This window comes from Microbacterium sp. CH-015, from assembly GCF_049707015.1.
GTDB classification, from domain to species: Bacteria; Actinomycetota; Actinomycetes; order Actinomycetales; family Microbacteriaceae; genus Microbacterium; species Microbacterium aurum.
This window is the reverse complement of the sequence record NZ_JBNAFJ010000001.1, coordinates 535,771-558,633: the sequence shown is the minus strand read 5'-3', so window position 1 is coordinate 558,633 and position 22,863 is coordinate 535,771. Positions and strand designations below refer to the sequence as shown.

Here is a 22,863-nt window from a genome sequence, read left to right as displayed (position 1 = left end):
CGTCGTTCCTCTCGTGGATTTCAGCAGAGACCGGGATGCCCCGGCCGGAGAGCGGCCGGGGCATCCGTCCAATCAGTAGCGGTCGACGGCGGGCGGCTCGACGAAGTCGAGCACGGTGCCGGCGGTCTTGTTCCAGGCCTCCTCGTAGCGACCATCTGCGTAGATCTTCTCGAGGGTGTCGTTGATCCACATGCGGAAGTCGGTGTCATCGAGCTTCAGGCCGATGCCGTAGGGCTCCTGCGTGAAGGGCTTGCCGACGACCTTGAACTCGCCCTCGTTCTGCGCGGCGAGGCCGGCGAGGATGACGTTGTCGGTCGAGACGGCGACCACGTTGCCCTGGCGCAGCGGCTCGAGGCAGTTCGAGTAGGTGTCGGTGAGCACCGGCTCGGCGCCGAGCTCGGCGAGCTTCGCGGCCGGGGTCGACCCGGTGACGGAGCACACGGGCTTGCCCACGAGGTCCTTCTCGCTCTTGATGTCGTCGTTGTCGGCGAGCACCAGGATCGACTGCCCGGCCATGTAATACGGACCGGCGAAGGACACGACCTCCTTGCGCTTGTCGTTGATCGTGTAGGTCGCGATGACCAGATCGACTTCGCCGTTCTGGATGAAGGGCTCGCGGTTGGCCGAGACCGCCTCCTTCCACGTGATCTTGTCTTCGGCGATGCCCAGTTCGCTGGCGATCAGCTTGCCGATCTCGACGTCGAAGCCTTCGGGCTTTCCGTCGGGGCCGACGAGACCGAACAACGGCTGGTCGAACTTCGTTCCGATGGTGATCTCCCCGGCCTCGTTCAGCGCGGCCATCGTCGTGCCCGCCTCGAAGCTCACGTCCGGTTCCGGAGTGGCGCTGTCGGTGGCGGCAGGCGTCGAGCCGCCCGCGCACGCCGAGAGAGCCAGCGCGCCGGCGGCGGCAAGCGCGATCAGAGGAATTCGCATTCGCTTCATGTCATGTTCCTTTGCTGTGTGTTCGACCCCGAGGGGCCTCGGTCACGGCCGCCAGGCAGCCGGGTCTGGTGTCAGTGCGCGAGGATCTTCGAGAGGAAGTCCTTCGCGCGCGTGCTCTCCGGAGCGGTGAAGAACTTCTCCGGCACGGCCTCTTCGACGATGGCTCCGTCGGCCATGAAAAGGACGCGATCGGCCGCCTTCCGGGCGAAGCCCATCTCGTGGGTGACCACGATCATGGTCATGCCGTCCTGGGCGAGGCCGACCATGACATCGAGCACCTCGTTGATCATCTCGGGATCGAGGGCGCTCGTCGGCTCGTCCATCAGAATGAGCTTCGGGTCCATCGCCAGGGAGCGGGCGATGGCCACGCGCTGCTGCTGACCGCCGGAGAGCTGGTTGGGCATCTTGTGGGCCTGGTTGGCCACACCGACGCGATCGAGGAGTGCCAGCGCCTTCGCCTCGGCATCCTTCTTCGAGATCCTCCGCACCTTAATGGGGCCGAGCGTGACGTTCTCGAGCACGGTCTTGTGGGCGAACAGATTGAACGACTGGAACACCATGCCGACGTCGGCACGCAGCTCGGCGAGTGCCCGCCCCTCCTCGGGCAGCGGCACCCCGTCGATACTGATCGAGCCGGAGTCGATCGTCTCGAGACGGTTGATGGCTCGGCAGAGCGTCGACTTCCCCGATCCGGAGGGGCCGATCACGACGACGACCTCACCACGGTTTACGACGGTGTTGATGTCTTTGAGCACGTGGAGGTCGCCGAAATGCTTGTCGACGTGCTCGATCCGAACGAGGGGCTCCCCGCGGCGCACGCTGATGTTCGAGGTCGCAGGGGCAGAGTTCGGGGTCGCCATGGGGCCAGCCTAGGCAGTACCCCCGTGGCCGACCGACGTTCTCCACAGATCTTGACCGAGTCGTAACCCGGTCGGAACATGTCCGCCTCAGGAGCCGGCGCGTTGCGCGAAGGCCGTCTCGTACAGACACACGCTCGCCGCCGTCGCCAGGTTCAGCGACTCGGCGCGACCGTAGATCGGCAGGCGCAGCGCCAGGTCGGCTTGTGCGAGGGCGTCGTCCTCGAGGCCGCGCGCCTCATTGCCGAACAGCCACGCCGTCGGCTCGCTCAGCAGATCACGGCTGGCGAGGAAGTCCGCTCCCTCGACATCGGCGGCCACGACCCGCAGGCCGACGGCCCTCGCGCGCTCGACGACCTCGGTGAGGTCGGCGCCGACGGCCACCGGCACGTGGAACAGCGACCCCGTCGTCGCGCGGACGACCTTGGGGTTGTAGGGGTCGACGGTGCGCCCCGTGAGGACGACGGCGTCCGCCCCGGCGGCATCGGCGGCGCGGATGATCGTGCCGAGGTTGCCGGGGTCGCGCACCTCCTCGCAGATCGCGACGAGGCGGGGGCCGGCGGCGAAGACGTCCCGCAGGGACGTCGGCGACTGCCGCGCGACGGCGACGATGCCCTGCGGGGTGACCGTGTCGGCCATGGCGTCCAGGACCGCTTCGGTGGTGAGGACGATCTCGACCCCGGCATCCTTCGCCCCGTCGCGGATGTCCTGGTGGCGCTCCATCGCCGAGGGCGTCGCGAACACCTCGACGAGGGTGTCCGGGCGGAACGCCAGGGCCTCCCGAGCGGCCTGGGGGCCCTCGAGGAGGAACAGACCGGTCTCCTGCCGGGCGCTGCGTTTGGTCAGCTTGGCGACGGCGCGCACGCGGGGGGAACGCGGGTTCTCGAGCACGCTCTCATCCTACGGAGAAAGGGTGTCCCCCGAATGGAGGACACCCTCTACCGTGTGCTGCTGCGGTGCTTACGCCTTGGGCGCGTTGACGTCCGCGGGCAGAGCGTTCTTGGCCGTCTCGACGAGCGACGCGAACGTCTTGGGCTCGTTCACGGCGAGCTCGGCGAGCATGCGACGGTCGACCTGCACACCCGCAAGGCCGAGACCCTGGATGAAACGGTTGTACGTCAGGCCGTTCGCGCGGCTGGCGGCGTTGATGCGCTGGATCCACAGGCGGCGGAAGTCGCCCTTGCGCTTGCGACGGTCGCGGTACGCGTAGACGAGCGAGTGGGTGACCTGCTCCTTCGCCTTGCGGTACAGGCGCGAACGCTGTCCGCGGTAACCGGAGGCGCGCTCGAGGATGACGCGACGCTTCTTGTGGGCGTTGACAGCCCGCTTGACTCTAGCCATTTCTTCTACTTCCTCACGTTGCGTCGGCGCTCAGATGCCGAGGAGCTTCTTGGCGACCTTGGCGTCGCCGGGAGCCAGGATCTTGTCGGCCGACAGGCGGCGGGTGCGCTTGGTCGGCTTGCCCTCGAAGTTGTGGCGGAGGTTCGCCTGCTGCTTCTTGATCTTTCCGCTACCGGTGACCTTGAAGCGCTTCTTGGCACCCGAGTGGGTCTTCTGCTTCGGCATGTCTCTATCCTTCGTTGTGGTTCCCGCGGGGCGGGAGTCTGTGGTGCCGGTGACGCTGCTATTCGGCAGCGGCGTCGTCGGCGGCGGGGGCGTCCGCGGTGACGGTCTTCGCCTGGCGCGCCGCCTCCTTGTTGGCAGCACGCTGCGCGTTCTGCTCGGTCTTGACCTCGGACTTGTTCTTGTGCGGTGCGATCACCATCACCATGTTGCGGCCGTCGATCGTAGGGTTGGACTCCACGGTGCCGAACTCGGCGACATCCTCCGCGAACTTGCGGAGCAGGCGCACACCCTGCTCGGGCCGGGACTGCTCACGGCCGCGGAAGAGGATCATGGCCTTGACCTTGTCGCCCGCCTGCAGGAAGCCCTCGGCGCGCTTGAGCTTCGTCGTGTAGTCGTGCGCCTCGATCTTCAGGCGGAAACGGACCTCCTTGAGGACCGTGTTGGCCTGATTGCGTCGCGCTTCCTTGGCCTTCTGGGCAGCCTCGTACTTGAACTTGCCGTAGTCCATGATCTTGACCACGGGAGGCTTCGAGTTGGGGGCGACTTCGACCAGGTCGAGGTCTGCTTCCTGAGCGAGGCGCAGTGCGGCCTCGATGCGGACGACACCGACCTGCTCACCGTTCGGCCCGACGAGGCGGACCTCGGGGACGCGGATGCGGTCGTTGGTGCGGGGATCGCTGATGCGGAACTCCTTAGTCGTACGGGTGGGTGCCACCGGGACACGGGAGGTGTCTCGGGCGGAAGAGTCTCACGTCCACCCCGCACGACGCGCACGTCGGCTTCGTCTGCACCCTGATCCCCGCCGCAAGCCGGCGTGGCTACCCCAACGAGCGGGGCGGAGTGCGTGACCCGGTAGCCTGGAGCGGCAAGCGCGGGTGGGATGTGATCCTCTTTCGATCCGGAGCAGAACACTCCGGCGCCCGCTCAGTCTAGCAGAGAGCAGCACGTGGACACGATCGACGCCCCCGACCCGCACGACGCCGAGCGCCTCGCCCGCTGGGAGGAGCAGGAGCGCGCCGCCGCGGCGGCCAGCCGCGACATCGCCGACGTCCCCGCTGTCGAGGTGATCACGACCGCCGCCGTGCACCTTATGAGCGCCGCCGCCGTGAAGACGGGACTCGCCGACGACCCCGACGCCCAGCTCGATCTGGATGAAGCACGCAAGCTCATCAACGCCCTCGCCGGACTCATCACCGCCGGCGCCCCCGAGATCAGCGACATGCACGCGCGGTCCCTCCGAGACGGCCTGCGTTCGCTGCAGCTGGCCTTCCGTGAGGCCTCCGTCATCCCGGACGAGATCGGCAAGGGTCCCGGCGAGAAGTGGACCGGCCCGGTCACCTGACCCCGCGGAGCGGGTCTGGGGTCAGGCGCGGACGAGTTTGACCGTGAGCGAGTCGACGAGCACGGCGATGCGATCGTCCGCCGCCCAGCGAGCGGCGAGCCGCTGCAGGATCGCGTCGAGCTCGCCCTGATCGAGCCCGTCGATCAGATGCAGCCGCACGACCAGCTCCGGGCCGCGCAGGCGCGCGTGCGGGTCGCCGGCCGCGACGGACAGATCGAGCACGCCCAGCTCACCGCCGATCGATTCCTGCAGCCCCGCGAAGACCTCCGGCGAGGCGTGCGCCGGCTCCCAGGGATGACCCTGCCCGATCGCCCAGACCGCGGGACGGCGCAACACGAACTCCGTGACCGATGCCGGGTCGATGACGATCAGATCGGTGTCATCGGCCGCGGCCGACAGCGCCGTGCGCACACCGTCGGCGGGCACCGGCCGCGCCTTCGGGTCCCACGCCGCCATCGCGGTCACCGAGGTGAACACCGGCAGGACCTTGCGCCCGTCGGGAGCGGCCACGGTCACGATCGACAGCTCCTGCGTCTTGTCGACCGGCAGCCCGTACGGTCCGACCTCCGGTTCGAGCGCCTGGCCGGCGCTCCCCGTCTCCGCCACGAGCGGGATCAGCAGCCGCGCCGTGCGGTAGGCCTCGACCACGGCGACGGCGTCGCCCTGGCCGGCGTGGAACGCGGTCAGTGCCGCCAGCAGCGCCGGGTCGGCCGAGCCGTCGTCGCCGGAATGGGGATTCGGCTCGAACGAACGCCCCTCCCAGGGGACTCCGGCCGAGTCGGCGGGGTGCTCAGCCTGCGGCGACATCCAGCGCCTCAGCCAGCGTGAACGCGCCGGCGTAGAGAGCCTTGCCCACGATGGCGCCCTCCACACCGAGCGGGACGAGCTCGCGCAGCGCCGCGATGTCGTCGAGGTTGGAGATGCCGCCGGAGGCGACGACGGGCTTCACGGTGCGTGAGGTCACTTCGCGCAGCAGGTCGAGGTTCGGGCCCTTCAACGTGCCGTCCTTGGTGACGTCGGTGACGACGTAACGGCTGCATCCGGCATCCTCCAGGCGCTCCAGCACCTGCCACAGGTCCCCGCCATCTCGGGTCCAGCCGCGGGCGGCGAGCGTCGTGCCGCGCACATCGAGCCCGACGGCGATGGCGTCGCCGTAGCGGCCGATGACGTCGGCGGCCCATTCCGGGTTCTCCAGCGCGGCGGTGCCGAGGTTGATGCGCGCGGCCCCGGACTCCAACGCCGCCTCCAGCGTCGCGTCGTCGCGGATGCCGCCGGACAGCTCCACCTGCACGCCCTTGAGCTGCTTGATGACCTTGCGCAGTACCGCCGCGTTGCTGCCGCGACCGAACGCGGCGTCGAGGTCGACGAGGTGCACCCACTGCGCGCCGTCACGGGCCCAGGTCAGCGCCGCCTCGACGGGGTCGCCGTAGCTCGTCTCGGTGCCGGCCTCACCCTGCGTCAGCCGCACCGCCTTTCCGTCGGCGACGTCGACAGCAGGCAACAGGATCAGTTCGGGGGTCGACGCGAAATCGTTCATGGCTCCAGTGGGTGGGTCATCTCCCCGCGTGTGCGGGTGCGGTGAATGCAAGACAAGGAGAGAGACTACCCGGCCGACGGCAACGCCGAGATCCAGTTGCCGAGCAGGCGGATGCCGGCGGCACCGCTCTTCTCGGGATGGAACTGCGTCGCCGACAGCGGTCCGTTCTCGACGGCCGCCAGGAACGGCGTGCCGTAATCGCACCAGGTCAGCACCGGCTCGCGGAACGGCCGCATGACCTCGAGTGACCAGTGCTGGGCGCCGTAGGAGTGCACGAAGTAGAAGCGCTCGTCGGCGATGCCGTCGAACAGCACCGAGCCCTCCCCCGCCCGGACGGTGTTCCACCCCATGTGCGGCAGCACGGGCGCATCGAGCTCGGTGACCGCGCCGGGCCATTCGCCGAGCCCCTCGGTCTCCTCACCGCGCTCGACCCCGTGCTCGAACAGCACCTGCATGCCGACGCAGATCCCGAGGACCGGACGCCCGCCGGCCAGCCGCCGTTCGATCGCCTCGTCGCCGCGGCTCGCGCGCAGCGCCTCCATGACGGCGCGGAACGCACCCACGCCGGGGACGACGAGACCCGCGGCATCCTGGATCAGTCCCCGATCCGCCGTCAGCCGGGCGTCCGCGCCGGCCGCCGCGAGCGCCTTGACGGCGGAGTGGACGTTGCCCGACCCGTAGTCCAGCACCGCGACGAGGGGCCGCGTGGCAGCGTCGGTCACAGCGCGCCCTTCGTGCTGGGAACGCCCTGCACCAGCGGGTCGAGCGCCTTCGCCTGCCGGAACGCCCGCGCGAACGCCTTGTATTCGGCCTCGGCGATGTGGTGCGGATCGCGACCGCCGAGCACCGTGACGTGGACCGTGAGGCCGCCGTTGAAGGCCAGCGCCTCGAACGTGTGCCGCACGAGCGATCCGGTGAAGTGTCCGCCGATGAGATGGTGCTCGTAGCCGACGGGCTCGCCGGTGTGGACGAGATAGGGGCGCCCGCTGATGTCGACGACGGCCTGCGCCAGCGCCTCGTCCAGCGGCACGAGCGCGTCGCCGTAGCGCGAGATGCCGCTCTTGTCCCCCAGCGCCTGCCGGATCGCCTGTCCCAGTACGATCGCGACGTCCTCGACGGTGTGGTGTGCGTCGATGTCGGTGTCGCCGGACGCGCGCACCGTGAGATCGGTCAGCGAGTGCTTCGCGAACGCCGTCAGCAGGTGGTCGAAGAACGGCACCGTGGTGTCGCTGTGGCTCTGACCGGTGCCGTCGAGGTCGAGCTCGAGTTCGACCGTCGATTCGCTCGTCGCGCGGCGGATCGCCGCCGTCCGGGACGCAGGAGTGCTCATGCCGCGAGTCTATCGGCGCCGTGCGCCGCGCCGACGTCGGCCGGATGCCGCGACGCGGGCTACGCGCGGCCGGCGTCGCCGATCGACGCGAGCGCGTCGAGGAACGCTGTCGACTCCGCTTCAGTGCCGGCCGTGACCCGCAGGCTGTGCGCGATGCCGACATCGCGGATCAGCACGCCCCGGTCGTACAGCGCTTGCCAGGTCGCCGCAGGGTCGGCGACACCGGAGAACAGCACGAAGTTCGTCCAGCTCTCGTAGGGCGTGTAGCCCAGCGCGGCGAGCGTCGCGGAGATGCGATCGCGCTGCGCGACGATGTCGTCGACCATCGCGAGCATGGCCGGCGCGTGACGCAGTGCCGCGACAGCGGCCGCCTGAGTGAGCGCGCTGAGGTGGTAGGGCAGGCGGACGAGGCGCAGGGCGTCGATCACGGCGGGGTCGGCGGCGAGGTAGCCCACGCGCGCGCCGGCGAAAGCGAACGCCTTGCTCATCGTGCGCGAGACGACGAGCCGCTCCCGGCCCGGCAACAGCGTCAGGGCCGAGCGGGAGTCGCGGGGCGCGAACTCCTGGTACGCCTCGTCGACGATCACGATGCCGTCGGTCGCGTCGTACACCGCTTCGATGACGTCGAGCCCGAGCGGGGTGCCGGTCGGATTGTTCGGCGCGCACAGGAACACGACGTCGGGCCGAGCCTGCGCGACCTGCGCGGCGGCGTCCTCGGGGGCGAGCGTGTAGTCCACCCCGCGCGTGCCGGACACGTACGATGCGCCGGTCGCACGGGTCAGCAGCGGATACATGGAGTAGGTCGGGGCGAACCCGAACGCGGTGCGTCCCGGGCCGGCGAACGCCTGCAGCAGGTGCTGCAGCACCTCGTTGGAACCATTGGCCGCCCAGATCTGATCGGGGGCGAGACCGTGACCGAGGTAATCGGCGAAGCCCTCGCGCAGCGCGGTGAACTCGCGGTCCGGGTAGCGGTTGACCTCGCGCAGCGCGCGCGCGATGCCGTCGAGGATGTCGTCGGCGACCTCCTCTGGGACGGGGTGGGTGTTCTCGTTGACGTTCAGCGCGACCGGCAGCGGCGCCTGCGGCGCACCGTATGGCGTGAGACCGCGGAGGTCGGGACGGAGGAGGTTCTCCAGCGAGGAGGGGAGGTCTTCGAGACGGGCGCTCACCCTGACCATCGTAGAGGGCGGGTCAGCGTGCGGCGCTGTACTCCAGCGGGATCGCGATGGTCTCGCCGGCGTCGAGGCTGCCCGACGGCAGGGCGTTCAGCCGCATGATCGCATCGACGACGTCGCGCGGGTCCGCCTGCGGCGCGACGCTCTCGGCGATCGACCACAAGGTGTCGCCGGGCATGACGGTGACCTTCTCGAATGCGGCGCCTGCGCCGCTGTCGGACGTGGCGAGTGCGCCACCGCCGGAGATGATCGCGATGCTGAGGGCGACGATCGCCGGCACCGATGCGAGGAAGGCCAGGACCCGGCGACCGCGACGCGTCAGCCGCAGTCGCGTCGCGGGTGCGGCGCCGAGCACGGCGCGGCGGGGCGAAGCGCCGAGGATGTCGATCGTGGTCATGGGTTCCTCCTCAAGGACGGATGCCTGCGGATGTTAGAGATTCGCACCCGGCTCTCGGCCGGGAGAGTCGGATGCGAATCTCTGTACCGAAGCTATCTTCGATATAATCTGATTGTCAAGCCCTTCCCGGATCGGAGATGGATCGAACGCGACACGCGTGGCGCTGCGAGCGGAGACCTCCGGAACCGGATACGGTTTCGACAAGATGACCCCATCACCAACCTCCGACATTCGAAGGCGACGCCTTCCGGAGGCCGCGATCGAAGGAGCGCGCGACATGGCCGACAAGCCCCAGACCCGCCGACGCAAGAGCCTGAGCGACAAGCAGCTGAAGATCCTCGAGGTGATCCAGGCCTCCATCGCGCGGCACGGCTATCCGCCCAGCATGCGCGAGATCGGTGACGCCGTCGGACTGAAGTCGCTCTCCAGCGTCACCCACCAGCTGAATCAGCTCGAGCTGAGCGGCTACCTGCGCCGCGACGCCGGCAAGACGCGCGCGATGGAGGTCCTCATCGACCTGCCGGGCTCGGCAGCCGAGAACCCCGCCGACATGACGCCGGCCCTCGGCGACGCGGCGCTCGTACCGCTCGTCGGACGCATCGCCGCCGGCGTCCCCATCACCGCCGACCAGCAGGTCGAGGAGATCTTCCCGCTTCCCCGCCAGCTCGTGGGCAAGGGCGACCTGTTCATGCTGAAGGTCAGCGGCGACTCGATGATCGACGCGGCCATCTGCGACGGCGACTGGGTCGTGGTGCGTTCGCAGCCGAACGCCGACAACGGCGACATCGTCGCCGCCATGCTCGACGGCGAGGCGACCGTGAAGACCTTCCGCCAGCGCGACGGTCACACCTGGCTCCTCCCCCGCAACAGCGCGTTCGAGCCGATCCTCGGCGACGACGCCGTCGTGCTCGGCAAGGTCGTCGCCGTGCTCCGCGCCGTCTGAGTCACCCGTCGAGGTTGAGGTCCGGAGCACTCCGCCTGCCGCGGGCCGTGCGCGCGCCACAATGTCGCCATGACCGACAGCCCCGAACTCGCCGCGCGCCTGGCCGAACTCGAAGCCGAGAACGCGCAGCTGCGTGCGGCATCCGGCGTCGCCGCCGCACCTGCCGCGCGTCCGTCCCGCGGCCGCTGGCGCGCCGCCGTCTCGGCCCTGTGCATCGTGATCGCCGCCATCCTCGTCCCGGTGTCGATCGCCACCGCCTGGCGCTGACACTGCTCAAGCAGCCGGCCGCTGCGGGCCTGGAGAACCTCGTCCACGGCGCGGTGACCCGGGTCGTGACCTCCGACGCGTTCGCCGACGTGTGGGCGACGGCGACGCGCGCCGGCCACCGAGCCCTCACCGCACCTCGTGCTCGTCGTCTCCCTCATCGTGTGGTGGCTCGTCGAGGTGCTGCAGCGACGCCCGGAGGACGTCGCAGCCGCCGCGTGGTGAGACTCAGCCGATGGGCTGCAACTCGCCGCGCACCCGGTCCGCGGCTGTCACGAGGTTCCGCAGCGACGCCACCGTCTCGTCGTACCCCCGCGTCTTCAGGCCGCAGTCGGGGTTGACCCACACCTGTCGCAGCGGCAGTTCAGCGGCGGCGCGACGCAGCAGGGACTCGATCTCCGCGCTGCTCGGCACGCGCGGAGAGTGGATGTCGTAGACGCCGGGACCGATGCCCGCCGCGAAGCCCGACGCGGCGATGTCGCCGATCACCTCACCACGGCTGCGCGCCGCCTCGATCGACGTGACGTCGGCATCCAGCGCGGCGATCGCCTCGATGACGACACCGAACTCCGAGTAGCAGAGATGAGTGTGGATCTGCGTCGGCGCTGCCGCCCCCGCCGTCGCGATGCGGAAGGCGCGTACCGACCAGTCGAGGTACGACGCCTGATCGGCGCGGCGCAGCGGCAGCAGCTCGCGGAGGGCGGGCTCGTCGACCTGGATGATCCGGATGCCGGCGTCTTCGAGGTCCGCGATCTCATCCCGAAGGGCGAGCGCGACCTGGTTCGCCGTGTCGGCGAGCGGCTGGTCGTCGCGGACGAATGACCACGCCAGGATCGTGACGGGGCCGGTCAGCATCCCCTTGACGTGCTTGTCCGACAGGGACTGCGCGAAGCGCGCCCAGTCGACCGTGATCGGCGCCGGCCGTGCGACGTCGCCCCACAGGATCGACGGGCGCGTGGCCCGCGACCCGTATGACTGCACCCAGCCGTGCTGCGTCACGGCGAAGCCGTCGAGGTGCTCGGCGAAGTACTGCACCATGTCGTTGCGCTCCGCCTCGCCGTGCACGAGCACGTCCAGCCCGAGGTCCTCCTGCAGCGCGACCACCCGCGCGATCTCGTCACGCAGGAACTGCGCGTACTCGACAGCGGTGAGCTCGCCGCGGCCGTGCGCGGCGCGGGCGCGGCGGATGTCGCCCGTCTGCGGGAAGGAGCCGATCGTCGTGGTCGGCAGGACGGGAAGTCCCAGCGACTGCTGCGCGGCGGCCCGCAGCTCGAGGTCGCCGCGCTCCGCGTCGGCAGGCGTCAGCGCGGCGGCACGGCTCCGCACCGCCCCGTCCCGCACGCCCGGCGCGCTGCGACGGTCAGCGAGCGCGGCCGCGGCGTCGGCGATGTCGGCCGCGATCGCCGCGGGCCCATCGGTGAGTCCACGGGCGAGCGTGACGACCTGCGCGACCTTCTGGTCGGCGAACGCGAGCCAGGATGCCAGACGCGCATCCAGCGCGGTCTCGTCGGCGACGTCGTGCGGCACGTGCTGCAGCGATGTGGACGTCCCGGCCGCGACGCCCGCCGCGCCGAGACCGGCCAGCGAGGCCAGGCGCTCGGCTGCGGCACCCAGGTCGCCGCGCCAGATGTTGCGACCGTCGATCACACCGCCGACGAGCATCTTGCCCGCCAGCCCCGGTACCGCCGTCGGGACGCCACCGCGGTGCAGGTCGATCGCGAGCGCCTCGACCGGCGCTGCGCCGAGCGCGCGCCATGCCTCAGGTGTGAGCGGACCGTAGCCGGCGGCGACGAGGATGGCGGGGCGCTCCGTCGCCGCCCCGAGCACGGCGTAGGCGCGCGCGGCCACGGCGGCGAGAGAGGCGGCATCCACATCAAGGCTCTCGCTCACGAGGGCGTGCTCGTCGAGCTGCACCCACTCGGCGCCCGCCCGGCGGAGTGCCGCGAGCAGGTCGGCGTACACCGGCAGCAGGTCATCGAGCCGGTCGAGCGGCGCGAACCCTGCGGGAGCCGCGTCTGAGGGCTTGGCCAGCGCGAGCAGGGTGACCGGGCCGACGATCACGGGCCGCACCGTCACGCCGTCGGCGCGCGCCTCGGCGACCTGCCGGGCGAACCGATCGCTGGAGAGCCGGAAGTCGGTCTCGGGGCCGATCTCGGGGACGAGGTAGTGGTAGTTCGTGTCGAACCATTTGGTCATCTCCAGCGGCGCAGCCTCACCGAGACCGCGCGCCGCCGCGAAGTATGCCGCCAGCGGAATCGACCCGTCGGCAGCCCGCAGCGCGCCGAACCGCTCCGGCAGCGCGCCGACGGTGAGGGCGGCGTCGAGCACCTGGTCGTAGAAGGAGAACGACTCCGGAATCGCCGAGTCGCCGCGGCCGAGCCCGAGGGTGGCGAGGCGCTCCCGCGTCGCGCGGCGCAACTCGGCGGTGACGCGGTCGAGCTCGGCCTCGTCGATCTCCCCGGCCCAGTGCTGCTCGAGGGCACGCTTGAGCTCGCGGCGCCGTCCGATGCGGGGGTAGCCGAGGATGGTGCCGGCGGGGAAGGCGGGAGTGGTCATGCGAGGGTCTCCTGTTCGATGAGGCCGGCGGCGCGCAGCACCGCCAGCACGGTCTCGTGATTGTTGAAGGCGTAGAGATGGATGCCGGGCGCGCCGCCGTCCAGGACGGCGCGTGCGAGGTCCGCCGCGTGCGCGATCCCGACGGCGCGCTGCGCCGCGGCATCCGTCGCCGTCTCCAGCGCCTCCCCGAGGTCGTCCGGCCGCGGATCACCGGTGAGTTCCAGCACGCGACGCAGGCGCGCCGGGGAGGTGATCGGCATGATGCCGGGGACGATCGGGATGCGCACCCCCGCGGCGCGGGCACGCGCGACGAAGGCGAGGTACTCGTCGGCGTGGAAGAACAGCTGCGTGATCGCCGACGTGGCGCCCGCGGCCTGCTTCGCCAGCAGCGCATCGATGTCCTCGAAACGGTGACGCGAGCGCGGATGCCCGTTCGGGAATGCGGCCACGGCGATCTCGACGCGGGGCGCCGGCTGCACCCGCGCGGCGCCGGGCACCCCGGGGATCTCCTGCTCGCGGTACGGCGAGCACTCCGCCTGCACCCGGTCGATGAGCTGCACCAGCTGCGCGGCCGACTCGAGGTCGCCGAGATAGATGTCCTCCTCGGCGGTACCGGCCGGCGGATCCCCCCGTAAGGCGAGGAAACGCGTGATCCCGGCGTCGAGGAACTCGCGGATGACCGCGGTCGCGTCGGCATAGGTGCTGCCGACGCAGGTCAGGTGGGCGACGGGCGGCACGGCGGTCTCGCGGAGGATGTGGGTGAGGACCGCGAGGGATCGGTCGGTCGTCGAGCCGCCCGCGCCGAACGTCACCGAGATGAATCGGGGACCGGCGTCGGCGAGCACCCGGATGGTCTCGTAGAGGGCGGGAAGGCCCGCGGCGGTGCGCGGCGGGTAGATCTCGAACGAGAACGGCGCGGCGGCGGCCGGCACGGGCGTATCGGGGGACGTCTCGGGGAGGGACATCGTCGCGCGGGTCATCGTCGCTCTCGGGTCAGGGTCGGTCAGCCGGTCGGCCGCGGATGCGCGCACACGTGCGCTCGTCGCGGGCGGGTGCCGGGCTCGGCTGTCGCTCCTGCCCGGTCGGTGCCGGGCGCGTGCCCGCAGCTGCGGGCGTCGATGCGTCCACTGTAGGGGCGTGCGATGGCCGCGCGCGCTGTATGACGGCAGATGTCATCTCGCCGGTAGCGTGGCCGGATGACCGCTGCGCACCCCGACCGCCCCGAGACGTCCGAGACCCCCGCGCTCCCGGCCCTCCCCTACGGCAGCTGGCCGTCGCCGCTGACGGCGGAGTGGGCCTCGGCGGCGTCGCCGCGGCTGGAGGGCGCGGCCTTCGTCGGCGACGAGATCTGGTGGGGGCAGTCGGTCCCCGCCGAGGGCGGCCGCACCGCGGTGTTCCGCCGCGCGCTGACGGCGACGGCAACCGCGATCGAGACCGTGCTGCCGACCCCGTGGAGCGCCCGGTCGGCGGTGCACGACTACGGCGGCGGCGCGTGGGCCGCGACGGACGACGGCCGTCTCTTCTTCGTCGAGAAGAGCGACCAGCAGGTCTGGCGGCTGCTCCCCGGTGGCGCGCCGCAGCCGCTCACGGCGGACCCTGCCCACCGCTACGGCGGCCTCCGCTGGGGTGCGGGCACCCTCCTCGCGGTGCGCGAACGCGCCACCGGTGCCGACGCGGCCGGCGACGTGACGGCGGCGGCCGGGACCGACGCCGCGACGCGTGCGATCGTGGCGATCGACGTCGCGACCGGCGACGTGCGGACGCTCGCGACGGGAACCGATTTCCTCGCCCAGCCGGCTCTGTCTCCCGACGGCGCGCTGCTGGCGTGGATCGGGTGGGACGACCCCGACATGCCGTGGGATCACAGCCGGCTGCGCATCGCCCGGATCGACGGTGACACCCCCGCCGCCCCCGTCGACGTCGCGGGCGGCTCCGGCGCGGTCCTGCAGCCGGAGTGGCGTGACGAGCGCACCCTCGTCTTCCTCGACGACACCACCGGTTTCTGGAACCCGTGGCAGGTGAGCGCGGATGCCGGCATCCCGCCGATCCCTCTCGCACCCGCCGACGCGGACACCGGCGGACCGCTGTGGTCGCTGGGCATGCGCTGGTACGGCGTCCTCGAGGGCGGACGGATCCTCGCCGTCCGCAGCGACGGCTCCGACCGCCTCGTGCTCATCGGTCCCACGGGCGACGTGAGCCCCGTCGCGCTGCCGGCGACCGGGGACCTCCTCATCGAGGCGGTGCGCGGTCACCAGGCGCTCGTCTCGGGGACGGCGCCCGAGACGACGGGCATCTGGCTCATCGACGCGGATGCCGGGACCGCCCGACAGATCGTTGGCGCGTCCCTGGGGATCAAGCGCGCGTGGCTGCCGCGCACGGCGCCGCTGACGGTGTCCGGGTCTTCCGGCGACGTGCACGCCTTCGTCCATCCCCCGGCAAGCCCGGTGGCGCGCGGCGCGGACGGCGAGCGCCCGCCGTACCTCGTGCTCGCCCACGGCGGCCCCACCGGGCGCGCGACGGGCGTTGCCGACAGCCGCGTGCTGTTCTTCACGAGCCGCGGCATCGGGGTCCTGGAGGTGAACTACGGCGGCTCGACCGGATACGGGCGCGCCTATCGCGAGCGGCTTCGCGGGCAGTGGGGCGTGGTGGATGTCGCGGACGTCGCCGCCGCGGCATCCGGCCTCGCGGCGACCGGTGCCGCCGATCCCGCCCGCCTCGCGATCAAGGGCGGCTCGGCGGGCGGCTGGACCGTGCTCGCGGCGCTCGCCCGCACCGATGTGTTCGCCGCCGGGATCTCCCGCTACGGCGTCGGCGACGCCCGTGCGCTGGCCGCGGCATCCCACGGCTTCGAGGCGCACTACCTCGACGGTCTCATCGGGCCGCTGCCCGAGACCGAGGAGGTCTACCGGGAGCGGTCGCCGCTGACCCACATCGAGGGGTTCGACGTGCCGGTGCTCCTGCTGCAGGGCTCCGACGACCCCGTCGTCCCGCCGTCGCAGGCCGAAGCCATCCGCGACGCGCTCGCCGCGCACGGCGTGCCGCACGCCTACGTCCGCTACGAGGGCGAGGGCCACGGCTTCCGGCGTGCCGAGACGATCGTGCACGCTCTGGAGACCGAACTCGCCTTCCTGGGACAGGTCTTCGGGTTCGAGACCCCCGGCATCCCTCCGATCACGCTGACCTGAGCACCGCCTTTGCGGCCTCTTGCCGGTCGCGTCAGACGGCGTACGGGGCGAGCTCGGCGGCCAGGCGCTCGGAGACGTGCGCGTGCACGGCGGTGCCGCCCTCTTCGTGGCTGGTCGAGACGATGTGCGCGCTCTCGTGCATCGCGTTGATGAGGTCGCCGCGGTCGTACGGCACGAGTGCGCGCACCTCGACCGCCGGCAACGGCAGCGCCGCCTCGATCGCGGCCCGCAGCTGCTCTATGCCCTCACCGGTGCGAGACGACACGAACAGCGCACCGGGCTCAAGTCCGCGCAACACCAGTCGGGTGTCGTCGTCGACGAGATCGGCCTTGTTGAACACGACGATCTCGCGCGTCGACCGCGCCCCGACGTCGCCCATGACGTCGCGGACCGTCGCCAGCTGCGCGGCCGGATCGGGGTGCGATCCGTCGACCACGTGGACGAGAACGTCGGCGTCGCCGACCTCCTCCAGGGTGGAGCGGAACGCTTCCACCAGCTGGTGCGGCAGGTTGCGGACGAAGCCGACGGTGTCGGTGAGCGTGTACACGCGTCCGTCGGCGGCCTCGGCGCGGCGCACCGTCGCGTCGAGCGTCGCGAACAGTGCGTTCTCGACGAGCACGCCGGCGCTGGTCAGCCGGTTGAGCAGGCTCGACTTGCCCGCGTTGGTGTAGCCGGCGATCGCGACCGACGGGATCGTGTTGCGCTTGCGCTCGCTGCGCTTGGCCTCACGGGCGGGCGCGAAGTCACGCAGCTGCTTGCGCAGCTGCGCCATCTTGGTGCGGATGCGGCGGCGGTCCAGCTCGATCTTCGTCTCACCGGGTCCGCGCGATCCCATACCGGCGCCGCCGGCGCCGACCTGTCCACCGGCCTGACGGCTCATCGACTCACCCCAGCCGCGCAGGCGCGGCAGCAGGTATTCGAGCTGAGCGAGCTCGACCTGGGCCTTGCCCTCGCGGCTCTTGGCGTGCTGACTGAAGATGTCGAGGATGACGGTGGTTCGGTCGATCACCTTGACCTTGACGACGTCCTCCAGCGCACGTCGCTGGCTGGGGGCGAGCTCGGTGTCGGCGATGACGGTGTCGGCGCCCACGGCGGCGACGAGGTCCCGCAGCTCGGCGGCCTTGCCGCGGCCGATGTAGGTGGCGGGGTCGGGATGCGGGCGCCGCTGCAGCACGCCGTCGAGCACGACCGAGCCGGCCGTCTCGGCGAGCGCGGCGAGCTCGCGCAGCGAGTTCTCGGCGTCCTCGTGCGAGCCCTGCGGGTAGACGCCCACGAGCACGACGTTCTCCAGCCGCAGCTGCCGGTACTCGACCTCGGTGACGTCCTCGAGCTCGGTGGACAGCCCCGGAACGCGTCGCAGCGCCGCGCGTTCCTCGCGATCCCACTGCTCGCCGTCCGTGTCGCCGTAGGCGACGGTGGCGGCATCCTGCAGCGCCTGAGCGGCTCCGAAGACATGCACGCCCGACCGCGCCTCGGCGCGCGCGAGCACCCGGTCGACCGGGTCGACGGGCGTGTCGTCGGCGTCACGCATGTCGGTGTCGGTGGTGTCTGTCATGAGTTCCTTCCAGGTCAGCCTTGCAGTCTATCCGCTGTGGCCGGTGGTGGCGGGGCCGCGAACACGCGACCCGGCGGCTCCGGTACGCTCGCATCCATGGGGAGCGACCACTACTTCAGCGCCTCCCCGTCCAGCGCCGAGAACCTCCGTCGCATCCGGGTGACCCTCGGCGGCCGCAGCGGCGAGGTCACGACCGCGGGCGGGGTGTTCAGCCCCGGTCACGTCGACACCGGCACTGCCGTGCTGCTCGCCAACACGCCTCCGCCGCCGCCGGGCGGTCATCTGCTGGATCTCGGCTGCGGATGGGGCCCGATCGCGCTGAGCCTCGCCGTGCAGTCGCCGCACGCGACAGTGTGGGCCGTGGATGTGAACGAGCGGGCGCTGGACCTCGTGCGCCGCAACGCCGCCGAATGGGGCGTCGACAACATCAACGCCGTGCTGCCCGACGATGTTCCCGACAGCGTGCGCCTGCGCAGCATCCGCTCCAATCCGCCCATCCGCGTCGGCAAGCACGAACTGCACGGCCTGCTCGAACGGTGGATCCCGCGCCTGGACGAGCGCGGCGACGCGTGGCTGGTGGTGCAGCGCAATCTCGGCTCCGATTCGCTGCAGCGGTGGCTCGCCGCGACGTTCGACGACGGGTACTCGGTCGCCCGCGCCGCCACCGGCCGCGGATTCCGCGTGCTCAAGGTGCGTCGCCACGACGCGCCCGCCGACCCGACACCCGCGTAGCGCGCCGAAACCCGCGTCCGGTCGCGCGCCGCGGCGGCGCGGTCAGACGAGCGCGGTCAGGCGAGCGCGACCTCGCCGGAGAACACCAGGGTCGCGGGGCCCGACAGCAGCACGTGATCGCCGTCCGCACCCCTGGCGACGCGGACGCCCAGCGTTCCGCCCGGCACCTCGACGCTCCAGCGATCCGGCGCACCGGCGCCCGCCCAGTGCCGCACGGCGAGGGCGGATGCCGCGACCCCCGTGCCGCAGGACAGGGTCTCGCCCACGCCGCGCTCGAAGACGCGCATGCGGATCGTGCCGACGCCCGCCTGCACGAGAGGCTCCGCCGGGACGACGAACTCGATGTTGGCGCCGGCGGCGGGCAGCGGATGCAGCTGCGGCTGCACCGTGAGGTCGAGGTCATCGAGTTCGGCGACGCTGGAGAGCGCCACCACGACGTGAGGGTTGCCGACATCGATCCCCTGCCCGGGGCGGGCGACGTCGAGGCCGCGGGCGCGGACGACGACCTCGTCCGGCGCGACCGCGAAGAGGCCGAGATCGACTTCGAACCCGAGCTCGCTGCGGGTGAGCGTCTTCGTGCCGGCGCGGGTGCCGATCCGCAGCGGCCCGTCGTCGATCGTCGCGCGGCCGGTCTCGACGAGATACTTCGCGTAGACGCGGATGCCGTTGCCGCACATCTCTGCGGCCGACCCGTCGGCGTTGCGGTAGTCCATGAACCACTCCGCATCCGGGGTGGCGGCGCCTTCCGGGAGGGCGCCGGAGCGCACGACACGCAGGATGCCGTCGCCGCCGATGCCGAACCGGCGGTCGCACAGCGCCGCGACCTGCGCATCGCTCAGGTCGATCGCGCCGTCGTCGTCGGGGACGATGACGAAGTCGTTGCCCGTGCCATGGCCCTTGGTGAACGCGATGGTCTGCGGCATCCGCCCAGTCTAGTTCCGCGGGTCCGAGCTCATCCCACCGAGTCTGCCATCGCTCCGGCATCCGCCCCCGGCCCCACCCACCGGATGCCCGGGTAGCGCCGGAACCACGACACCTGGCGACGCGCGTAGCGGCGCGTCAGGGCCTGCGTCTGCGCGATCGCCTCGTCACGGCTCAGGTCGCCGCGAAGCTCAGCGAGCGCCTGCGCGTACCCGATGGCCCGGCTCGCCGTCATGCCGCGCTCCAGTCCGCGCTCGCGCAGCCGCGTCACCTCGTCGAGAAGGCCGACCCGCCACATCTCCTCGACCCGCCGGTCGAGGCGTTCGACGAGTGCGGCGCGCTCCACTTCCACGCCGATGAGCGTCGTCGCCGGATGCCAGAGCGCGGGCTCGTCGGGAAGCGCCGCCCCGTGGGTGTCCGCCCCCTGCGCGACGACCTCGAGCGCCCGCACGACACGACGCCCGTTGCGGGGATCGATCCGCGCCGCCGTGACCGGGTCGAGCCGCTGCAGGCGCGCGTAGAGGGAGCCGGCGCCCTCGCGGGCGAGGTCGGCCTCCAGCTCGGCACGCACCGCGTCGTCGTGGGGCGGGAAACGGAAATCGTAGACGACGCTCGACACGTACAGTCCGGAGCCTCCGACGAGGATCGCATCGGCGCCGCGCGCGTGGATCTCGCCGATCGCGGTGCGAGCGTCATCCTGATACCACGCGACGGCCGCCTCGTCGGTGACCTCGAGCGCGTCGAACAGGTGGTGCGGGATGCCGCGTCGCTCGGCGACGGGGAGCTTCGCCGTGCCGATGTCCATGCCGCGGTACAGCTGCATCGCGTCGGCGTTCACGATCTCGGCGGGCCGGCCGCGCTGTGCGAGGGTCGCCGCCAGGCGCAGCGACAGGTCCGTCTTGCCGGTGCCGGTGGCGCCGACGACGGCCCACAGCCGGGCTGGGTTCACGCGGGGCGCAGCGTCGGGATGCCGAGACCGACCGCACGACGGCCGTCCGCCGTCAGCGAGACAGCCGGGGCCGGCACACCGCAGGATTCGGCCTGCGTACGATCCCAGGCGTCGCCGGCGCGGGTACGGCGGATCTGCAACGGCGCTCCGTCGGGACTGTCGGCCAGCAGGTGGAACGGAGCGGCGTGGGTGACCGTCACGGAGACGACGTCACCGGGGCGCGGCACGACACTGCCGGCGGGCAGTTCGAAGTGCACGAGGCGGTTGTCTTCGGCGCGCCCGGTGAGGCGGTGCGTCTCGGCATCCTTCTTCCCCTCCCCGGTGGAGACGAGCACGTCGATGCGCCGACCGACCTGCTTCTGGTTCTCCTCCAGGCTGATGCGGTCCTGCAGGGCGACCAGGCGCTCGTAGCGCTCCTGCACGACGGCCTTCGGCACCTGGTCGGGCATGGTCGCCGCCGGCGTGCCCTCACGGATCGAGTACTGGAAGGTGAAGGCGCTCGCGAACCGGGCCTGCTCGACGACGCGCAGGGTGTCCTCGAAGTCCTCGTCGGTCTCGCCGGGGAATCCCACGATGATGTCGGTGGAGATCGCCGCGTGCGGGATGCGCTCGCGCACCCGGTCGAGGATGCCGAGGAACCGCTCGCTGCGGTACGAGCGGCGCATCGCCTTGAGGATGCGGTCGGAGCCGGACTGCAACGGCATGTGCAGCTGCGGCATGACGGCGGGCGTCTCGGCCATCGCGTCGATGACGTCGTCGGTGAAGGCGGCGGGGTGCGGACTCGTGAAGCGGATGCGCTCGAGGCCCGGGATCTCCCCTGCGGCGCGCAGCAGCTTGCCGAAGGCCTGCCGGTCGCCGAACTCGACGCCGTAGCTGTTGACGTTCTGGCCGAGGAGGGTCACCTCGACCGCGCCGTCGTCGACGAGGAGCTTGATCTCGCTGAGGATGTCGCCGGGGCGCCGATCCTTCTCCTTGCCGCGCAGGTGCGGGACGATGCAGAAGGTGCAGGTGTTGTTGCAGCCGACCGAGATCGACACCCAGCCGCTGTGGACCGCGTCGCGCTTGGTGGGCAGCGTCGAGGGGAAGACCTCGAGCGACTCGAGGATCTCGAGCTCCGCGTCGCCGTTGTGCCGTGCGCGCTCGAGCAGGCTCGGCAGGGAGCCCATGTTGTGGGTGCCGAACACCACGTCGACCCACGGCGCCTTGTCGAGGACGGCGTCCTTGTCCATCTGGGCGAGGCATCCGCCGACGGCGATCTGCATGCCGTCGTGCTTGTCCTTGCGGCTCTTGAGGTGACCGAGGGTGCCGTAGAGCTTGCCGGCCGCGTTGTCGCGCACGGCGCACGTGTTGATGACGACGACGTCCGCTTCGACGCCGGCGTCGGCGCGCACGTAGCCAGCGGACTCGAGCGAGCCGGACAGCCGCTCGGAGTCGTGCACGTTCATCTGGCAGCCGAAGGTGCGCACTTCGTAGGTGCGCGGGCGGCCGTCGGCGGCGATGGCGGCCGTCGACGGTGCGATGAGGGTCGGGGCGGCAGACGGAGAAGTCATGATCGCACCATTGTACGAGCCGTCTGTGCAGGCAGGCCGGAGCTCGCGCGGCGCCGGCGACACCGGCTCCGCCCTCGTCCTACACTGACGGCATGGTGGATGCCGCAACGGGGCACGCTCCGATCCTGACGATCACGATCAATCCCGCGCTCGACGTCACGACGTCGGTGGGGCGCGTGGTGGCCGAGCACAAGATGCGGTGCGGGCCGACGCGGCTCGATCCCGGCGGAGGCGGCATCAACGTGTCCCGCGCGATCCGCAACCTGGGCGGGACGTCCACGGCGCTGTTCGCGGCGGGAGGGCCGACCGGGCAGGCCTACCGCGAGCTGATCGAGGACGAGGGCGTGACGGCGCGCGCGATCCGGATCGCGGGGAGCACCCGCGAGAGCTTCACGGTCAACGAGACCGACACGGGGCAGCAGTTCCGGTTCGTGCTGCAGGGCCCCGAGCTGTCGGAGGTGGAGTGGGGCGCCGTTCTGGCGGCGGCGGAGGAGCTGCCGTCGGGCGGCTACGTCGTCGCGAGCGGCAGTCTGCCACCCGGGGTGCCCGACGACTTCTACGCCCGCATCGCGCGCGCCGCACAGCGGCACGGGGCGCGGGCCGTCATCGACTCGTCGGGGCCCGCGCTGCGCGCCGCGCTCGACGAGGGCGTGTACCTGGTCGCCCCCAGTCGGCGCGAACTGGCGGAGCTGGTCGGGACCGCGCTCGACGACGTGGAGGCGCAGATCGCCGCCGCACGCCTGCTGATCGAGGAGGGTCGCAGCGAGCTGGTCGCGCTGACACTCGGCGGCGCGGGTGCCGTGCTCGTGAGCGCCGAGGCCGTCCTGCGGCTGCCGGCGGCCCAGGTGCAGGTGCGCAGCACGGTCGGCGCGGGCGACGCGTTCCTCGCCGGACTCGTCCTGCGCCTGGCCCAGGGGCGCCCCGTCGCCGACGCGTTCCGCACCGCGGCCGCCGCGGGAGCGGCCACGGCCGCCCTGCCCGGCACCGAACTGTGCGGCGCCGAGCACGTCGCACTCCTGGAGGTCGAGCTCGCCGCCGCGTGGATGTGACGGCCGGAACCCG

24 protein-coding genes are annotated in these 22,863 nt (G+C 71.5%); 6 read left to right on the top strand and 18 right to left on the bottom strand.

What is annotated here, in order from left to right; all coding sequences use genetic code 11:
* Nucleotides 1–72: 72 nt before the first annotated feature.
* The 6 genes from ACPYN4_RS02615 to infC all read right to left on the bottom strand — a co-directional run bounded on the left by ACPYN4_RS02615 (nt 73) and on the right by infC (nt 4,080).
* Nucleotides 73–942, bottom strand: coding sequence for a glutamate ABC transporter substrate-binding protein (locus tag ACPYN4_RS02615; protein WP_076691213.1), 870 nt, complete (start codon nt 940–942; stop codon nt 73–75).
* 71 nt (nt 943–1,013) lie between these two features.
* Nucleotides 1,014–1,802 (bottom strand): amino acid ABC transporter ATP-binding protein, encoded by a 789-nt coding sequence (locus ACPYN4_RS02610; RefSeq protein ID WP_239280389.1) that lies wholly within the window; start codon nt 1,800–1,802, stop codon nt 1,014–1,016.
* 87 nt (nt 1,803–1,889) lie between these two features.
* Nucleotides 1,890–2,690, bottom strand: a complete 801-nt coding sequence (locus tag ACPYN4_RS02605) for a TrmH family RNA methyltransferase (RefSeq protein WP_239280391.1) — start codon at nt 2,688–2,690, stop codon at nt 1,890–1,892.
* 69 nt (nt 2,691–2,759) lie between these two features.
* Nucleotides 2,760–3,140, bottom strand: a complete 381-nt coding sequence (gene rplT, locus ACPYN4_RS02600; RefSeq protein ID WP_076691216.1) for a 50S ribosomal protein L20 — start codon at nt 3,138–3,140, stop codon at nt 2,760–2,762.
* Nucleotides 3,141–3,170: 30 nt separating this feature from the next.
* Nucleotides 3,171–3,365, bottom strand: a complete 195-nt coding sequence (gene rpmI / locus ACPYN4_RS02595; RefSeq protein ID WP_005048908.1) for a 50S ribosomal protein L35 — start codon at nt 3,363–3,365, stop codon at nt 3,171–3,173.
* 58 nt (nt 3,366–3,423) lie between these two features.
* Nucleotides 3,424–4,080, bottom strand: coding sequence for a translation initiation factor IF-3 (gene infC / locus ACPYN4_RS02590; RefSeq protein ID WP_076691217.1), 657 nt, complete (start codon nt 4,078–4,080; stop codon nt 3,424–3,426).
* Nucleotides 4,081–4,311: 231 nt separating this feature from the next.
* Between infC and ACPYN4_RS02585 the strand changes: the two genes are divergently transcribed.
* Nucleotides 4,312–4,707 carry a DUF1844 domain-containing protein gene (locus tag ACPYN4_RS02585; protein WP_239280393.1) on the top strand — a complete coding sequence of 132 codons (396 nt, stop codon included), beginning with the start codon at nt 4,312–4,314 and terminating at the stop codon, nt 4,705–4,707.
* A gap of 21 nt (nt 4,708–4,728) precedes the next feature.
* Here ACPYN4_RS02585 and ACPYN4_RS02580 read toward each other — a convergent pair whose 3' ends face one another.
* The 6 genes from ACPYN4_RS02580 to ACPYN4_RS02555 all read right to left on the bottom strand — a co-directional run bounded on the left by ACPYN4_RS02580 (nt 4,729) and on the right by ACPYN4_RS02555 (nt 9,146).
* Nucleotides 4,729–5,514 carry an SseB family protein gene (locus tag ACPYN4_RS02580; protein ID WP_239280395.1) on the bottom strand — a complete coding sequence of 262 codons (786 nt, stop codon included), beginning with the start codon at nt 5,512–5,514 and terminating at the stop codon, nt 4,729–4,731.
* Complete coding sequence (gene priA, locus ACPYN4_RS02575) at nt 5,498–6,244, bottom strand: bifunctional 1-(5-phosphoribosyl)-5-((5-phosphoribosylamino)methylideneamino)imidazole-4-carboxamide isomerase/phosphoribosylanthranilate isomerase PriA (protein WP_239280397.1); 747 nt, start codon at nt 6,242–6,244, stop codon at nt 5,498–5,500. Before priA ends, ACPYN4_RS02580 begins: the two co-directional genes overlap by 17 nt.
* A 65-nt stretch (nt 6,245–6,309) precedes the next feature.
* Nucleotides 6,310–6,966 (bottom strand): imidazole glycerol phosphate synthase subunit HisH, encoded by a 657-nt coding sequence (gene hisH / locus ACPYN4_RS02570; protein WP_076691221.1) that lies wholly within the window; start codon nt 6,964–6,966, stop codon nt 6,310–6,312.
* Nucleotides 6,963–7,574, bottom strand: a complete 612-nt coding sequence (gene hisB / locus ACPYN4_RS02565; RefSeq protein ID WP_239280399.1) for an imidazoleglycerol-phosphate dehydratase HisB — start codon at nt 7,572–7,574, stop codon at nt 6,963–6,965. Before hisB ends, hisH begins: the two co-directional genes overlap by 4 nt.
* Before the next feature lie 59 nt (nt 7,575–7,633).
* Nucleotides 7,634–8,752 (bottom strand): histidinol-phosphate transaminase, encoded by a 1,119-nt coding sequence (locus tag ACPYN4_RS02560; RefSeq protein WP_424445545.1) that lies wholly within the window; start codon nt 8,750–8,752, stop codon nt 7,634–7,636.
* A 13-nt stretch (nt 8,753–8,765) separates the two neighbouring features.
* Nucleotides 8,766–9,146: a LysM peptidoglycan-binding domain-containing protein gene (locus tag ACPYN4_RS02555; RefSeq protein WP_239280404.1), complete on the bottom strand. Its 381-nt coding sequence runs from the start codon at nt 9,144–9,146 to the stop codon at nt 8,766–8,768.
* A 277-nt stretch (nt 9,147–9,423) separates the two neighbouring features.
* Here ACPYN4_RS02555 and lexA point away from each other — a divergent pair, with 277 nt between their 5' ends.
* On the top strand, nt 9,424–10,089 hold the full coding sequence (gene lexA / locus ACPYN4_RS02550; RefSeq protein ID WP_424445544.1) for a transcriptional repressor LexA: 666 nt from the start codon (nt 9,424–9,426) through the stop codon (nt 10,087–10,089).
* Nucleotides 10,090–10,158: 69 nt separating this feature from the next.
* Nucleotides 10,159–10,356: a hypothetical protein gene (locus tag ACPYN4_RS02545; protein ID WP_424445543.1), complete on the top strand. Its 198-nt coding sequence runs from the start codon at nt 10,159–10,161 to the stop codon at nt 10,354–10,356.
* Between the two features lie 225 nt (nt 10,357–10,581).
* Here the strand turns inward: ACPYN4_RS02545 and metE are convergent, their stop codons facing one another.
* Together metE and ACPYN4_RS02535 are read right to left on the bottom strand one after the other, a co-directional pair.
* A complete protein-coding gene (gene metE, locus ACPYN4_RS02540; RefSeq protein ID WP_424445542.1) occupies nt 10,582–12,909 on the bottom strand; it encodes a 5-methyltetrahydropteroyltriglutamate--homocysteine S-methyltransferase in 2,328 nt (775 codons plus the stop codon).
* Nucleotides 12,906–13,940 (bottom strand): methylenetetrahydrofolate reductase, encoded by a 1,035-nt coding sequence (locus tag ACPYN4_RS02535; RefSeq protein ID WP_281651950.1) that lies wholly within the window; start codon nt 13,938–13,940, stop codon nt 12,906–12,908. The genes metE and ACPYN4_RS02535 overlap by 4 nt, the downstream gene beginning before the upstream one ends.
* A 165-nt stretch (nt 13,941–14,105) precedes the next feature.
* Between ACPYN4_RS02535 and ACPYN4_RS02530 the strand changes: the two genes are divergently transcribed.
* A complete protein-coding gene (locus ACPYN4_RS02530; protein WP_424445541.1) occupies nt 14,106–16,094 on the top strand; it encodes a S9 family peptidase in 1,989 nt (662 codons plus the stop codon).
* Between the two features lie 31 nt (nt 16,095–16,125).
* On the opposite strand, the gene hflX is transcribed toward ACPYN4_RS02530, so the two are convergent.
* Nucleotides 16,126–17,649: a GTPase HflX gene (gene hflX, locus ACPYN4_RS02525; RefSeq protein WP_424445540.1), complete on the bottom strand. Its 1,524-nt coding sequence runs from the start codon at nt 17,647–17,649 to the stop codon at nt 16,126–16,128.
* 96 nt (nt 17,650–17,745) lie between these two features.
* Here hflX and ACPYN4_RS02520 point away from each other — a divergent pair, with 96 nt between their 5' ends.
* A complete protein-coding gene (locus ACPYN4_RS02520; RefSeq protein WP_424445539.1) occupies nt 17,746–18,381 on the top strand; it encodes a class I SAM-dependent methyltransferase in 636 nt (211 codons plus the stop codon).
* Between the two features lie 56 nt (nt 18,382–18,437).
* On the opposite strand, the gene dapF is transcribed toward ACPYN4_RS02520, so the two are convergent.
* Genes dapF through miaB form a run of 3 tightly spaced genes read right to left on the bottom strand, consistent with a single transcriptional unit; the run spans nt 18,438 to nt 21,801 of the window.
* Nucleotides 18,438–19,304 (bottom strand): diaminopimelate epimerase, encoded by an 867-nt coding sequence (gene dapF / locus ACPYN4_RS02515; RefSeq protein ID WP_281651953.1) that lies wholly within the window; start codon nt 19,302–19,304, stop codon nt 18,438–18,440.
* Between the two features lie 29 nt (nt 19,305–19,333).
* Entirely contained in the window at nt 19,334–20,251 is a 918-nt protein-coding gene (gene miaA, locus ACPYN4_RS02510; protein ID WP_281651954.1) for a tRNA (adenosine(37)-N6)-dimethylallyltransferase MiaA, read from the bottom strand.
* Nucleotides 20,248–21,801, bottom strand: coding sequence for a tRNA (N6-isopentenyl adenosine(37)-C2)-methylthiotransferase MiaB (miaB, locus tag ACPYN4_RS02505; protein ID WP_315550535.1), 1,554 nt, complete (start codon nt 21,799–21,801; stop codon nt 20,248–20,250). The genes miaA and miaB overlap by 4 nt, the downstream gene beginning before the upstream one ends.
* 92 nt (nt 21,802–21,893) lie before the next feature.
* Here miaB and ACPYN4_RS02500 point away from each other — a divergent pair, with 92 nt between their 5' ends.
* Nucleotides 21,894–22,850, top strand: coding sequence for a 1-phosphofructokinase family hexose kinase (locus ACPYN4_RS02500; RefSeq protein WP_239280424.1), 957 nt, complete (start codon nt 21,894–21,896; stop codon nt 22,848–22,850).
* Nucleotides 22,851–22,863: the final 13 nt, after the last annotated feature.